The organism is Pseudanabaena sp. Chao 1811, from assembly GCF_027942295.1.
In the GTDB taxonomy this organism is placed as follows: domain Bacteria; phylum Cyanobacteriota; class Cyanobacteriia; order Pseudanabaenales; family Pseudanabaenaceae; genus Pseudanabaena.
Genome location: NZ_CP101416.1, coordinates 3,794,892 through 3,810,720, shown reverse-complemented (window position 1 = coordinate 3,810,720; position 15,829 = coordinate 3,794,892). Strand labels below are relative to the sequence as shown.

Genomic DNA, 15,829 nt, shown 5'->3' with positions numbered 1-15,829 from the left:
TCGTCACAACTTTCAATTTAGGTTGCTTTTTTTAGTATGGAAATGCTCTAGATGTTTTATGGATTTGTAATTGGCATAGTAGTAAGTGTCTGCTGATATTCTGGTTTTTCATGCTCAACTACAAACACATTGGAATAAAGATGAGCAACAATTTCCTGTCCTTGCTGAGTGAGCGACAAATAGTACAGTGCATCCTTGACATAGGGATATACGCTTGTCCAATAGAATTTGGGATAGTTGCGGCGTAAATCTCCGGGGTGAGCATAACCTAATGCTTCATTGACACCAGTTTCTTCAAACTCATAAAATAATGCCCCAATTTTTTTCAGGTAGCGAGGATCACTGAGCTGTCCGATTAAATCTGCCGATCGCACTAGCCCTGCGAAGTTAGTCGTATCTTGATGATCGCCAGTTTTCGGCACAGGAAACCGCGTTAGTTCAATATTGCGGCAGATTTTCTCAGCCTTGATTAGGGAATGGTTGGCAAAGCGTTGATTCACAAATAATTTAGCGCGATCGACATGATAGGGCGTTAAACCCGCATCAGATGCCCCTGAGGGTAGTTCCACCATGCTATCACCGATGCCAGTAGCAAACTTGCCATTCCCATCTTGGAGACAAACCCCTTTGACATAGCCGATGTCATGGCAAACGAGGGAAATAATAAAATGTAGCCAATCTTCAGGTGAAACTCGACCTTCACGAATATGTTTGCCTCGTAAAATCTCTTGACCAACTAGCGTTACTAAGATTGTGTGTTCAACATTGTGATAAAGCGCATCACTATTAGCGATATTTTCAAGAGCCATGTTGCCAGCCCAACCGATGATATCTTCGTAATCATGCAGGTAGCCACCATAGGTACGGCGATATCCTTGCTTTAGTTGTTCTACAAAATTACTAATCAGAAGCTCAGTTGCATTAAACATAAATCTTTGTATGCCCATGTAAAGCCAAAATTCACCCTAAATCATAAGCCTAACTTTTAATTTTGGTGCGATCCCCTATAATTTTTTAGAAATCATATAGCAATCACAAATAATTTATAAAAAAGCTCTCCTTCAGAGAAGTTTTCTATAAACCCCAAAAATCTACAAATAATCTGGCTCCCTTATATAGCAATCCTAAATAGTTTTTGGAAGCGCATCCCGCAGGGGTGCGCTTCCAAAAATCCAAAAATCTAAAAATGATTTGGGATTGCTATATATTTGTTTTTTATTTATTTTGTTGCAGCAAAAAGTACTATATGGACACTATGGTTAGAGTAGTATCATTTGGTATGAAATCACTTCTAAAATCTAAATATTAAAGTATGATTAAACACTTCGCTAAGCACTTGTTACTGCCTGTCTCCGTTGCATTGGCAGTCGCATCATGCCAGCAGCCTAGTGCAACTACCAGTTCTTCTCCGTCAGCTTCAGCTTCAGCTAGTCCTTCTGCTACAGCATCTGCTTCACCAAAGGCATCTGAGTCACCAAAGGCTTCCGAGTCACCTAAAGCTTCTGAGTCACCTAAAGCTTCTGAATCGCCTAAAACCTCTGATGCACCTAAATCAGACACTTCTAAATCAGATGCGCCTTCTTCTACCAAGACAAAAGATGTCGATGCCTTTATTAAAGAAAATGCTGAATACAAAGAAATGTATGAAGCTACTGGGGGGATCAAGTATGTGGGTCTAGTGGAAACAGAGACTTGCAAAGCTTTAGATCAGGGTGTTCCTTTTGCGACTTTGATTGATGCTCTAGAAAAGGAATTTGATAAGCAAGGTAGCTCTCTCCCTGCTGATAAACTTACCAAGTTGAAGGAATATACTGGCTTTGTCGTTGGTTCTAGTGTGGCGATCGCCTGCCCTCAACATAAAGACAAAATTAAGTCTTAATTATCTCTACACAACAAAAGGGGGGGCTTAGCGCCCCCCTTTTTGTTAGGTCATAATAATTAAAAAATGTTAATATGCTCGACATTAAGAACGTATCGGGATGAAAAATTTAATGCGTTGGTCAATTGTACTAATGCTCAGTGCCACATTAGTAGGAGCTAGCGCTCCACTAATTACAGCTTCCTCTGAGTCCGATCTTGCTCTCAATGCAAGCTTAGCGAATAACCGAGACAACAAGTCCTTTGATCCTCTTACCTACTCGCCAGTCGAGCAAAGACTTGCCAAATTAGAAACCCAAGCTCAACAGACTTCAGCAAATATTGATCGTGTGCGTGCAAGGTTGGTGATTGCAGATATCCATCTGAACAATCGTAAATTCCGTGAAGCGATCGCTGCCCTTGACAAACTAGAATCAGAATATCCCGTCTTAGCTGATTATGTTTTGCTGAAACGCGCACAGGCGCAAACGCAATTGAGAGATCTGCAATCAGCAACCAAAACTTGGCAAAGCCTTTTGACTAACTTCCCAACTAGTCCTGCTGCCGCCGAAGCGATGTTTGCCTTAGGACAAAAACAACAGCTTTTAGATAAATTTCCTGCTCATCCCCGATCTCGAGAAGTTGCTCTCCGTCTTTTAGCTCAAGCTCCGAACCGAGTTGATCTAATGACACATTTAGCCACCTATTTTAGTGATGCTAAGGATATTTTACCGATATTAGATCGTCTAGTGGCTAGCTCACCTGCACTTACTAGTGATCAATGGTGGGCGATCGCTGATGCCTATTACAAAAATTTTGAATTTGGTAAGGCGGCTAATGCCTATACCCGTGCTACCGTCAACCCACTCACCGCCTATCAATATGCCCGTAGCCTACATCGTGGTAAACAAATTGATGCGGCGATCGTTGCTTACAATCGTGTAGTTCAGCAATTTCCCAACAGTCCTCAAGCCCCACGAGCACTAATTCGGATTACCCAAATTGATAGTCCTAATGCGGCGATCGCGGCGACCGATCGCATTGTTGCCAACTATCCTGACACCGCAGGCGAAGCTCTGCTAATCAAGGCAGCCGTCTTGCAGGATAAACTTGATAGTCCTAAATCTGCAAGTGATACCCGCAAACTGTTGCTAGAGCGCTATGGTAATAGTGATGCCGCTAGTCAACTGCGCTGGCGCATTGCCCAAGGTCAGGCGCGAGGCGGACAATTAAATAATGCGATCGCCACCGTTGACGCACTGATTGCCAATAGTCCTGATGGTAACGCATCAGCGGAAGCAAGTTTCTGGGCTGGTAAATGGGCTAATCAAATTGGTGACAAATCTAGAGCCAAGAAATTTTTTGAATTTGCAATTCGTCAACATCCAGAATCCTACTATGCATGGAGAGCGGCAGGTTCGCTGGGTTGGCAAGTAGGAACGTTTACTACTGCCCGTTATACTGCACCAGAGATCGCTATTCCTAGTGCTAGAGTTCCATTACCTGCTGGTTCTGCAAAGCTTCAAGAGTTATATGTGCTTGGATTAGATCGGGATGCGCGATCGCATTGGCAAACAGAACTAGCTGCAAAGCGCAATTTGGAACCTAGTGAAATTTTCACCGATGGTGTATTGCGTGTTGCTGTTCAAGATAATCTCATTGGTATTAAAACCATCGAAAGCTTGGATTTAATCGATGTTTCTGCTGCTCAAAAAGCGGAAATCGCCAAAATCAAACAGCATCCTGCCTATATGCAGTCCCTCTATCCATTCCATTACTGGGATATCATCGCTAACTGGGCGAGAGAGCGGAAGCTTTCTCCTGCATTAGTTATTGGTCTGATGCGTCAAGAGTCAAGATTTGAGGCGCAAATTCGTTCCCGTTCTGGAGCGATCGGCTTGATGCAGATTATGCCTGATACAGGGTCATGGATTGCTAGCAAGAAGGGTGTAAGTAACTACAATCTCGATAATCCTTCCGATAACATCAGGTTTGGAACTTGGTATCTGGACTATACACATAGTCGCTACGGTGATAACTCGATGCTAGCTGTTGCTAGTTATAATGCGGGACCTGGAGCTGTGGGTAGATGGGTAGAAGCGCGTGGAGTTGGTGATCCAGACGAATTTGTAAATAGTATTCCCTATGAAGAAACTAGAGATTATGTATCGAAGGTTTTAGGTAATTATTGGAACTATTTACGCTTGTATTCTCCCTCGGTACAGCAACAAGTTGCGAGTTTACAACAGTCTAGTAACCTCAATGCTTCGGCTAAATAACATTACAGCGCTTTGCGCTTAATTAAAAACCAGAAATATTTTTGAAAGCGGCGCTTCGCACCGCTTTCAAAAATATTTCTGTAATACTCAAAGCCTCAACAGGTTCAATAAAAGGAGCCACGCTTAGCGCGGCTCCTTTTATTGAACCTGTTGAGCTAAGATATTTTTCTGGATTTTGCCCATAGCATTACGGGGAAGTTCGGTGACAAAAAAGATTTGCTTTGGGCATTTGTAAGAGGCAAGACGACCTTTGCAATGTTCGATTAATACTTCAGGGGTGGTATTTATCCCATCTTTGAGAGCGATCGCTGCTACAACTTTTTCGCCAAAATCTTGATCAGGGAGTCCAATTACGGCTGATTCCTTAACCGAATCGTGACTTTCCAAAACATTCTCGACTTCTTTGGGATAAACATTAAATCCACCCGTAATAATCAACTCTTTGGCGCGACCGACTAAATAGAGCCGATTATTATCATTAGCATCTTGAAAACCAAGATCACCTGTGCGAAACCATCCATCCACAAAGGCTTCGGCAGTCTTTTCGGGCATTTGCCAATATCCTTGAAATACATTTGCGCCACGAATCCAAACTTCGCCAACTTGAGATACATCCACATCATGACCATTGGCATTAACGATGCGAATTTTCACCCCTGATAATGGGAAGCCAACACTCTTAGCTTTACGATGTTCTGGTGTAATTAGGTTAGAGGCATTCATACCTGTTTCGGTCATGCCATAGCGTTCGAGAATGCGAAATCCAGTGAGCTTTTCAAATTGATAGAATTGTTGATCGCTCAGGGGTGCAGAACCAGAGATAAATACGCGCATTTGCGCTAAATCTGGCTTTGGTTCTAATTTTTCCCATTCATTAATTAGTCGTTGATAGATAGTGGGAACACCCATGAATATAGTGCAATGCTCTGCGGCTAAGGTTTCCCATACGCGGCGCGGCTCGAATTTCTCAAACATGATCATCGTTGCCCCTGCATGAAGACAACCTAGAGTCGCCACATTTAAACCATGTACATGAAATAATGGCAGAACATGGAGCAAGACATCGCGATCGCTCCATGCCCATGCTTGTTGTAGGGCTTGTGTATTGGCAATCAGATTGCGATGAGAAATTGCTGCACCCTTAGAACGTCCTGTCGTGCCAGAGGTGTAACAAATCATCGCGATATCATCGCCACAAGTGGCATATTCAGGTGTAAATTCTGCTGCTTGTGGTGCTGTTGTCTCCCCATTAAATAGAATTTGTAAATCCGATAAATGTTGAACTGCGGATTGGACTTTGCTGTAGAGATGGCGAGTCGTTATAAATAGGGAACTGCTCGAATCTGTCAAAAAATAAACTATTTCTTCGGGGCGATAGTCGGGATTGAGGGGTAAGGCGATCGCGCCGATAGAGAGAATGGCAAAGTGCCAAAATAAAACCTCGATACATTTTGGTAGTTGCACCGCTACGCGATCGCCTTTTTTGATACCGAGGTGTGTGAGCATCAAGGCGTAATGCTGTACTTGGCGATCGAAATCTTGGTAAGTCCAAGTTGTGCCTTCAAAGATGATTGCAGGTTTATCAGTATATTTAGCAGCGATTTCAGAAATTAGCCGAGCTAAGTTCATGACTGGATTTACCTAAAAGTAACGGCTTGACAAGTTATATAGCTGCCGCTAAGTGTCTCAGGATGTAAAACCCAAAAGAGAGTTGTGGTGCAAAGCACCACAACTCTCTTTTGGGTTTTGAGTTTGTCCTAACATAACTGGCGGCAGCTATAAATATGCACAATATAGCGTTTTCCCGCCCAAACACAAACATTGATTTCGGTGGCACAAAGCGCTGCTTAAATCAAACCTATAGCAATGTAAGTTTTGCTTAGAACATAAAACCCAAATAAATGAAGGCGGCACTTCGTGCTTTCACTTATTTAGGTTTTGATGCTATAGATCAAAATTTATCTACAGCGATAGACTGATGCTATGGCTATCTGTGCGATGATAATTTGCACTATCTTGTCGTCAGGTTTTGTTGACTGTGAATACCGTTCGTACTGTTTCTGATACCAAAAAAGATTTTTATTTAGCTTTCCCAAAGCCAGTCAATTCAGTCTATCGACGGGTTATAGACGAGCTTTTGGTGGAAGTACATTTGCTGAAAGTCAATCAAACATTTGTTTATGACTCAATTTTTGCCTTAGGTTTAGTAACCACTTTTGATCGTTTTACCGTTGGTTATAAACCTGAGACCGATCGCTTTGCCGTATTTCATGCATTATGTTCAGCGCTTCAGTTTGATTCTGATCGTGTGCGTCAAGACGCAACGACCCTCAGCGATCTTGCTACGAGATCACCCAATGAAGTTAAAACTCTGTTGACTAACCTCGAATCTGGAATCCATCTTGAGCCTCTATCGGGTCAACTCCATACGATCGCTAACAAAGAAAATTTTAAATATAGTCGCTTGCTCGGTGTTGGACTATATGCTTTGCTCGAAATCGTTGATCCTGAAACAATCGCCGATAATACAAAACGTGAAGAAACCCTCAAGTTAGTCGGTGACATCTTGAAATTTGGTAGCGATCGCTTACTCAAGGATATCGATTTATATCGCTCTAACCTCGATAAAATTGAACAAGCACGTCAAATGATTGCCGATATGGTAGAAGCTGAGCGCAAAAAACGCTCCCAAAAAGAAACTGCCTCTAATACTGAAACCTCAAATGATGCTTCTGCGGATAGTCAGTAAATCAAGGGTGGCGCAAAGCGCTGCCTTTGGTTAAATTTAGGAACTGTTCTTACTTTGGAATGCTCTCTCCAAAGCTTGAATTAAATCTGGTACTTGGATGGGTTTACTTATGTAATCCTGCATCCCTGCCTCTAGGCATATATCGCGATCGCCCATTCCCACATTGGCTGTAAGTGCAATGATCCAAGGTGTTTGAGTAGATGACTCAGCAATAATGCGTCTAGTTGCAGTTAGCCCATCCATCTCTGGCATATGGACATCCATGAGAATCACATCATAGGGTTGACGATATATAGACTCTAATACTTCAATACCGCTAGCAACAACATCAACTCGATAGCCTAAGCGATTGAGAAAATGAGTTGCCACCTTTTGATTGACGATATTATCTTCAGCTAGCAAAATCTTCAAAGGAAATTTATTAGCAAAATTTGCATCAAAGATGGTACTATCTTTGGGTTTTGCTATTACTTCTAATTGGGCGCGTCTACTATTGAGTTTTAGTAGAGAACTATATAGTAGCGATCGCTTGATTGGTTTGTTGAGAGAAACTATTGTGTCACTATCTCTCCAAGCACTACCATTGTGATGATTGGTCAATAAAATTATCGGTAGCAAGTTTGATTGCGTACGGATGAATTTGATAATGTCGGATTGATCACTTTGATCGCCCAGATCGTGAATTTTACCAGATGCTTCTGCCCCTGAAAGACAAGCATCAAAAATTGCTAAATCAAACTGCTGACCCTCCTGCAACCAACCGATTATTTGCTGAGTAGAGCTTGCTGTAATTACTTCCATTTGCAATACTTGCGCAAATCTAATTAACTCCTCTCTGCTAATCTCATTGTCCTCAAGAATTAATAAGCGCTGTCCTGCCAAACTTGGCTCCCACGGAGAATTTGGTGACTCAGGCTGTGCGGTAGATGTAGAGATCGTAAAGGAGAACGTAGACCCGACCCCAACTTCACTCTCGCAGGATATCTCACCACCCATAATATTTGTCAAATGTTTGGAAATAGCTAGTCCTAGTCCTGTGCCCCCATATTGACGTGTGGTAGAAGAGTCCACTTGGCTAAAAGGTTTGAATAGACGATCATAGCGATCGCGGGGAATACCAATACCAGTATCTTGAATAGTAAATAGCAACTGGTACGATGTTTCTAAATTAGAACTATTGCTAGAACCATCAACTTGCTGTATTGATACTCTGACACTGACAGATCCTTGATGGGTAAATTTAATTGCATTACTTAGCAGATTAACTAAGATTTGGCGTAGGCGCGTGATATCTCCTAAAATCCATTCTGGCACTCCATCAGACATACAATAGACTAATTCTAGTTCCTTCGATAAGGCGTAAGTTGATAATAATTCAAGGGATTCTTCGATACAATGCCGCAAATTAAAAGGATGAATATCTAAACTAAATCGACCTGATTCAATCTTAGAGAAGTCCAGAATATCGCTAATGATTGTGAGCAAGTTATCGCCGCTTGATCTGATAATCTCTGCAAATTCCCGTTGTTCTGAACTAAGATCGGTATCTAATAGCAAGCTCGCCATTCCAATAACGGCATTCATCGGTGTCCGAATTTCATGGCTCATCGTAGCCAGAAACTCACTCTTAGCTCGGTTTGCTGCCTGCGCTGATTCCATGGCCTGCAACATTTCCATTTTTGCCTGTTGGCGCTCTAAATGCAGTGCTAGGGAAGATGCCGCAATTGTTAATAGGCTAACCTCAGCATAATCACGCAGGCGCTCGCTCTGATAATCATGAAAGCTTAGAAATCCCCAAAAGTTATTATTCACAATCACTGGCATCATTAAAATTGAGCAAATTCCTTTAGATGTCAAAATTGATCGATCAGATTCGGAGATTGTAGACAAGGACTCATTAATAAGCTCCCCTTGTGAAAGTCGGCGTAGCCATTGAGAGGTATTCAGAGTTTGAATAAATTTTGCTTGCTCCGAAAATGTGGGATGCCGTGATTCCTGACGATACCAAGCAGCATATAAACCAACATGTAAAGTAGTACCAAGAGCATCACTCAGATCAATATTAAAAGTATCGCTAGGATCTTCTTCGCAGGTAAAGAGTTTGATGCTTGAGAAGTCAGAAACCTTACCTAATATTTCTAAAATATTGGTATATTCCTGAATACTGACACTCTCGGCAATGAGATGGTGCTGGATATCTACCAGCATCGCCAGATAGCTTTCTCGCTTTTCTAAAGCAGTACTTGCTAGTTTGCGCTCAGTAATATCGCTGTTTGCGCCAACTAAACGTAGGGGTTTTCCATTCTCATCCCACAGAGCTACAGCCTTCGTTAAGATCCATCGATAACTTCCGTCTTGATGTCTCATGCGATGTTCCATGATATAGCGCGGAACTTCACGGTTGAGATAACTGGTATGGGCTTTTAAGACCATATCACGATCATCAGGATGAATTAGATCTATCCAATCTATTATTTGCTCATTGTCAGCATTTGCATCTAGCCCTAAGATTGTGCGCCAACGTGCTGAGCGGAATATTACCCCTGTTTCTAGATCCCAATCCCAAATTCCGTCATCAGCAGCTTGAATCGCTAATTGCCATCTTTCTTCACTATTTTTTAAAGCTAATTCTATCTGTTTGACATCATTAATATCAGTAATAATCCCATGCCAGATAATACTGCCATCCTCTTGCAATAATGGTTGTGCCTGACCAAATATCCACTTAACTTTACCACTTGGGGTTTTAATACGATATTTCTGTGTCCAGAATGTCAAGGTTTCTGCTGAATCGTTAACTGATTTGACAAATTCTGCTTGGTCTTCAGGAAGAGTAAGATTAAGGACTTTATAAATATCTTGATATGCTTCTTCTGCCGTAATTTCATATATATCGTAAACCCCTCTGCTCATAAATGGAGCAGAGTAATTGCCATTGATATCACGGTGAAACTGATACACCGCACTGGGGATGACATCAGTAATTTGTTTGAGTCTAAGCTCGCTTTTGAGGAGTTCTTCACTACGTTCTTGAACTCTTTTTTCGAGACCGAGATTGACTTGTTGGATTTCGCGGAACTTGTCACGTAAGGCGATCGCCATAACCTGAAAGTTATAACCTAGCGTATCGATTTCCGCAAAACTGTTGGAATTCCAGATAAAATCTGAATCACCAGAGAGATTTTGTTGTAGATCGGTGGTAAGCCGCATCAATTTCGAGATTGGTTTGACTAAACGCTGACTGAGAGAATTGGCAACAGAGGTTGCTAATAAAACAATCGTCAGCACAATTGCCAAAATATAGGTATATAGATTTTCGAGGAGATCTATGTAGCTAACAGGCGATAAACGGACAACTAAAGTCCAAGGATTTTGCGGATCAATAGCATTTTGTTGAATATAGTAGGATTTGCGCCATCGAGTCATGATCGCCGCACCTTTCATCTGCGGAAACCATTGCACCTGATTGGCTTTAAAAGCAAAGGTTTCACCCCCTTGATCTATATTAAAAATACTCCCTACTGTAAGACTCGGCGAAGAACTAGCAATAATTACTTTATTGCGATCAATTAGAAATGCGTCAATATGCCTGACTAGTGCATTTTTTGTCAAAATATCATTAGCCTGATTAATGTCTAATGCGCCAATAACGACACCATTGAAGACATTATTTTTTAGGACTGGGACAGCTACATCAGCATGAATAGCCTCTAAGATATTCTCGCTTTTATGAATTTTGCTAAAAACAGGGCTTAGGGTGGAACGAGCCTCTTGAAAAAGATTTTCACTAGCTATATATGTACTAAGATTGGCTCTTTCTGTATTAGAAATTATAGGAAACGTTGATATAACGTTACTTTGGGCATCCGTGATATAAATACTCAGTAAAGATGGAGTGACTTTGCCTAAGGCAAGAGTAGAAGATTGTAACTGTTCCCAATTTTTTTCCTCTCCTGCTAATGTAGCTAGCTCTTCTAAGGTTCGCAAATTACTTTGATGCCAAACCTTTAAGTCCGATGCTAGAGAGGTAGTACTAACTTGCAGTTGGGTATAAATTTCATTATCAATATAGTGCAGGGCTTGGTAGCCATTCAAAGTTGCTGTTATGAGAAGAGGGAAAAATACAAATGCTAAAAGCAAATGAAACAATATTTGCTGAATGCGGGGATGCTTCTGATCTCTTGGATGATACTGAAACCACTGACGTATGGGTAAATAGTAAAGACACAAATTGGCAATGAGCGCATTAAATGCACCGTTAATTACTTGCTTCAGGACTACTAAGATAACGGAGCTGAGCCCAAACTTAAGAAAAAAGTAATAGGAGAGAAAACATAGCGGAGCGCCTAAACATAGCCAATAGGACAATACCAGCAAAACCATGTTGTAAGGACGCTTGTTTTTGTTTTGATGATTGAGTCCGAGACCTACCCAAAGGGTTTCCAAAAATAGCAAAATTGCGGCATAGGGCTGTCCCCACAGAAAATATGTGTGAACGCTGGCGATCGCAGAAACTATAGCCCCCATTCTTATCCCATAGAGATAAGTTGCAATTAAAACGAAAATGCTACCAAATAGAAGATCGACTCCAAAGAATAGGGGCAGCCTTAGATAGTTGCCCAAATACCCCAAGGTGGCAAACAATAAGAAGACTAAGAAGTTTTTAAAGGTCAATTCACCTTTAAACATACTGTTGGTTAATCTGGAAATTAGTGGAAATAATGAAGAAAGATTCATATAAAACAGCTTCGCCTTCTATACATTCTAGTTAGCTGATAAAAAGGCGAATCCCCCTAGTAAATTAGTAAACCAATGAGTAGCCGTCTTGTTCAACAATTCACAGACTATTGACTAATTTTATGAGAGACAAGGAAGGTAAACAATTTACTGTTGGCATAACTTTGCATAAGTTAATAATCAAGAACTATAACCATAGTAATCGCTAGCGATCGCTCATGTCATCAATAAATTGCAGCCTATAAATTGAATTCATACTTCGTATAGAATTCAATTTCTAAAAATAGCGCATTTTCTCAATGAGTACATACTTGTTTGCAAAACGATTTGAAAATCGAAAATCAGTCCTAGCAAAGGTTTTAATTTTTTGTTTTGCTATAGAAAGAACGAAAATCGCTATAGTCTAGTGATGACGATTTTATGCTGCTGATTGAAAGAAATAAATCGAAAATCACTTACTGATAGAAGGGAATATACTTCTAGTTGTCTGAGGGATACTCATACCAAAGATAGGGGTGGGATCGAGCCCCGTAATCAGACGAAAATGAGTAGCAGAAACCTTTGGGTTAATTGTTTTATTTTCCCAAGATTTTAAAAGCTCATGCGATCGCTCTAGAAATTGAACACCACGTATAAGGGGAAAATTTCGCCAACCTTCAATCAGGACTTCTACAAGTGCTAACTCAATTTGTGGTGGTGCATAGGCTTGCAAGAGATCTTCTAAATAGTCATAAAAATCTTCATTATCATCGCCATCTAACTGATAGCTATCGACAATGTACTTGACTCTTTGGTGACTAATTTCTTCCCATATTTCCATAATGCTCTCAGCTTCTAGGTATTTATCCTGTGTAGCGATCACAATCTCTAAAATTTAGCAGGGACAATTTATGAATTGCTACTGCTGAGTCTTAGAGGATGAACTTTTGTTAGACAATACATTATTATGATAATTAAATAATAAATAGTATAACTGCATAATATAGATTCTGACATACCCAAATGATCCCTCAGAAATTAAGATTAAAAAATTTCTTGAGCTATCAACAATTAGCCTTAGATTTTAGTGGGCTGCATGTTGCTTGTATTTGTGGTGCAAATGGAGCGGGGAAATCCTCATTATTAGAAGCAATTTCTTGGGCATTGTGGGGAATAAGTCGGGCAGCGAGTGAAGATGATGTCATTCATGTTGGTTCTAAAGAAACTCAAGTAGATTTCACGTTTATCGCAGGTGGCGAAGTCTATCGGGTGATCAGAACGCGATCGCGCAATAGTTCAACCTCTCTAGAATTTCAGGTGCAGAGTGAAGGAAAATTTAAATCCCTCACTGAGCGCAAGGTGCGATCAACCCAGCAGACTATCATTTCGCACCTAAAGATGGATTATGAAACCTTTGTTAATTCGGCGTATTTACGTCAAGGTCGTGCTGACGAATTTATGCTGAAGCGTCCGAGCGATCGCAAACAGATTCTTGCGGATATGTTGGCTTTGTCGCAGTATGACGAGTTGGCGGAACGGGCGAAGGATATTGCAAGGACTAGCAAGGCAGAATCGGCGGTTTTAGAGAATTTATTGTTACATTTACGGGAGCAGATTCAATCAGGAGCGGAGATTGCGCCGCAGTTAGAAACTTTGCGATCGCAATTAACAGATTTGCAAGTGTGGGAAAGTCGCGATCGCGCCCGATTGCAAGTTGTGGAAGATTTGCAAAAGCAATATCAACATGTATCGCAGCAGTTGACTTGGCAACAGCAACAACATAATTCAATTACAGGAAATCTTGCTCAAGGTTCACGACAGCTAACGAACCTCCAAAAGCAATTGCAGCAGTTAGAGGCTAGCCTCGCTCAGCGATCGCAAATTTTGCAAGATTACGAACGCTATCAATTGCTATCTATGCAAGAATCTGAACTAGAACGCAAGTTGCAAAAATATCAACAACTTAGCGATCGGCGAGGAGAATTTAGTCATAAACTTGCGAGCTTGCAAAGTGAACTCAAGGGGCAATTACGCCATTATCAAGCGCAGTTAGAGGCATTGGTTCAGCAGGAAACTGAGTTAACGGTTATTCTCAATCGAGGCTCCGAAATTGAAGGCGCGATCGCCGAATTACACAAGGCAAGGGCAGTCTTACAGGAATTTGATCGCCTCCATGCTCAATCTACCCCCCTAATTCATCGTCATCAGGTGTTGAAGCATCAATTGGAACGAGAGCAAACTAAACTTTCGGCAAAACTCGAAGAACTAATTGCCAAAAGGGAACAGTTGTATTTGCAAGTGAAGAACCACGATCAATTGCTGATCAATGCTCAAGAGCTAGATCGCCAGATTGAAGCATTACAAAAAAAACAAGTTTATCAACAGCGTGTCCATGAAAAAGGGTTAGAACGGCGGGATTTTTTGGAAAGATTAAAAACAAGATTGGCAGATAGTGAAGCGGCTTTTCATAAATTAGAATCGAAAATGCGTCAGCTAACTGTACCAAATGCGCCTTGTCCATTGTGCGATCGCCCCCTCGATGCAGACCACTGGCAATTAGTGCAGAAAAAACACAAACAGGAATCTCGCGACCTGCAAGCAGATATTTGGGTGGTGAAAGAACAACAGGCAGCCTCTAATTGTGAAATTGAAGTGTTGCGAGAAGAATATCGTGTTTTAAAAAAGGAGCTTGCACCGCTTAATGATTTGATTCAGCGTAAGGGAACTTTGCAGGAAAGGCTCAAGGCGATCGCCGAGGCAAAGCAGAGGCTAGGGCAGATTGATCTAGAAATTGCGGCATTAAATGACTGTTTGCAAAATCAAAACTATATGCGTGAAGCGTGGGAGGAAATGGAACTCATTGATAAAAATATTCATAAATTCGCCTATGATGAAAAAAATCATGCCCTCGCCCGTGGTGATGTGGAACGATGGCGCTGGGCAGAGGTTAAACAATCGGAATTAAAAAATGCCCAACGACAAGCGGATAATCTCTCACAGAAAATCCCTGATCTGCAAACCAAAATTAATCAACTACAGGAACGCTTAACGAAAAATTTGATCGATCTAGAAGTCCAGCATGAACTCGAACAATGCGATCGCGCCCTCACACAGCTAGCCTACGAGCCTGACCACCATCAACAACTTCGCGCTCAAAAACAAGAACTTACGCCATCACTTCTGCGCTATCAAGAACTCACCCGCGCCGAACAGGAATATCCCGAAATCCAGCAACAGGTGAACCATTTGCAACAAACCCAAAACACCTATCAGCAGGAATTGCAAACTATCACGGCGCAAATTACACAATTACAGTCTCAAGTTCAAGCTTTGCAAGGCGATCATGCTCAGGAAATAAATGCTTTGCGCCAAAATCTGCAAAACTGGCGATCACAAATGGATATACTCCTTGCCCAAATCGGTAGCCTTCAGCAAGCCCAACAACAACTAGAGCAAAGTCGTCAACGGGAACAGGAAACCCTCGCTCAAATCGAACTAGCCCGTCATCGTCAACGCATTCATACCGAATTACATCAAGCCTTTGGTAAAAATGGCATTCAAGCACTGATGCTCGAAAATGTTTTACCCCAAATTGAAGTAGAAGCAAATCAAATTCTCGCGCAACTCAGCGATCGCCAATTAAATGTCCGTTTTATTACCCAAAAATCTGGCAAAAAAAGCGATCGCATCATCGAAACTCTGGATATTGAAATAGCTGATACGAGAGGTACAAGACCCTACGAAACCTATTCGGGAGGAGAATCCTTTCGGATTAATTTTGCGGTGCGCCTCGCCCTTTCCCGTATACTAGCCCAGCGCAAAGGCAGTACGCTCCAAACCCTAATTATTGATGAAGGATTTGGTAGTCAAGACCAATTAGGATGCGATCGCCTTGTCAGTGCCATTAATGCGATCGCGCCCGATTTTGAATGTATTCTTGTAATCACTCATATGCCCCAAATGAAGGAAGCGTTTAATACACTCATTGAGGTCTCTAAAAATGATGAAGGCTCAACCGTCCAATTAGTGGGATAAAATTGTTAAAAATATTTCTATTTTAATAAATATCCTATAACTAAGTTATCATCCAAAAGCTTAAATCGATAAAAATAGGTTGATTAGGAATAATACTTTATCAGCGATCACTATAGGTAATCAGAAATAGATGATAGTTGCGGATAAAGTAAAAATAAATAGGTTGCAAGTTTATCTAAAAAATTTGACGAAT

Annotated in this window: 9 protein-coding genes; 4 read left to right on the top strand and 5 right to left on the bottom strand. The window is 41.3% G+C overall.

The genetic code is table 11. The annotated features are described in order from the left end of the window. Positions 1–56: 56 nt before the first annotated feature. On the bottom strand, positions 57–929 hold the full coding sequence (locus NMG48_RS17485) for an Npun_R2479 family HD domain-containing metalloprotein (RefSeq protein ID WP_271252727.1): 873 nt from the start codon (positions 927–929) through the stop codon (positions 57–59). Positions 930–1,305: 376 nt separating this feature from the next. Then, entirely contained in the window at positions 1,306–1,635 is a 330-nt protein-coding gene (locus NMG48_RS17480) for a hypothetical protein (RefSeq protein WP_271252726.1), read from the bottom strand. Between the two features lie 4 nt (positions 1,636–1,639). Here NMG48_RS17480 and NMG48_RS17475 point away from each other — a divergent pair, with 4 nt between their 5' ends. Then, the gene (locus tag NMG48_RS17475) at positions 1,640–1,879 is read left to right on the top strand and encodes a hypothetical protein (protein ID WP_126386984.1); all 240 of its coding nucleotides are present in this window, start codon (positions 1,640–1,642) and stop codon (positions 1,877–1,879) included. A gap of 112 nt (positions 1,880–1,991) precedes the next feature. Then, positions 1,992–4,136 (top strand): transglycosylase SLT domain-containing protein, encoded by a 2,145-nt coding sequence (locus NMG48_RS17470; protein WP_271252725.1) that lies wholly within the window; start codon positions 1,992–1,994, stop codon positions 4,134–4,136. Positions 4,137–4,274: 138 nt separating this feature from the next. Here the strand turns inward: NMG48_RS17470 and NMG48_RS17465 are convergent, their stop codons facing one another. Further along, a complete protein-coding gene (locus NMG48_RS17465) occupies positions 4,275–5,765 on the bottom strand; it encodes a class I adenylate-forming enzyme family protein (protein WP_271252724.1) in 1,491 nt (496 codons plus the stop codon). Positions 5,766–6,174: 409 nt separating this feature from the next. On the opposite strand from NMG48_RS17465, the gene psb29 reads away from it, so the two are divergent. Further along, positions 6,175–6,885 carry a photosystem II biogenesis protein Psp29 gene (psb29, locus tag NMG48_RS17460; protein WP_271252723.1) on the top strand — a complete coding sequence of 237 codons (711 nt, stop codon included), beginning with the start codon at positions 6,175–6,177 and terminating at the stop codon, positions 6,883–6,885. Between the two features lie 36 nt (positions 6,886–6,921). Here the strand turns inward: psb29 and NMG48_RS17455 are convergent, their stop codons facing one another. Beyond that, complete coding sequence (locus tag NMG48_RS17455) at positions 6,922–11,622, bottom strand: PAS domain-containing protein (protein ID WP_271252722.1); 4,701 nt, start codon at positions 11,620–11,622, stop codon at positions 6,922–6,924. Between the two features lie 451 nt (positions 11,623–12,073). Then, the gene (locus NMG48_RS17450) at positions 12,074–12,484 is read right to left on the bottom strand and encodes a hypothetical protein (RefSeq protein ID WP_271252721.1); all 411 of its coding nucleotides are present in this window, start codon (positions 12,482–12,484) and stop codon (positions 12,074–12,076) included. A 140-nt stretch (positions 12,485–12,624) separates the two neighbouring features. Between NMG48_RS17450 and NMG48_RS17445 the strand changes: the two genes are divergently transcribed. Further along, positions 12,625–15,636 (top strand): AAA family ATPase, encoded by a 3,012-nt coding sequence (locus tag NMG48_RS17445; protein ID WP_271252720.1) that lies wholly within the window; start codon positions 12,625–12,627, stop codon positions 15,634–15,636. Positions 15,637–15,829: the final 193 nt, after the last annotated feature.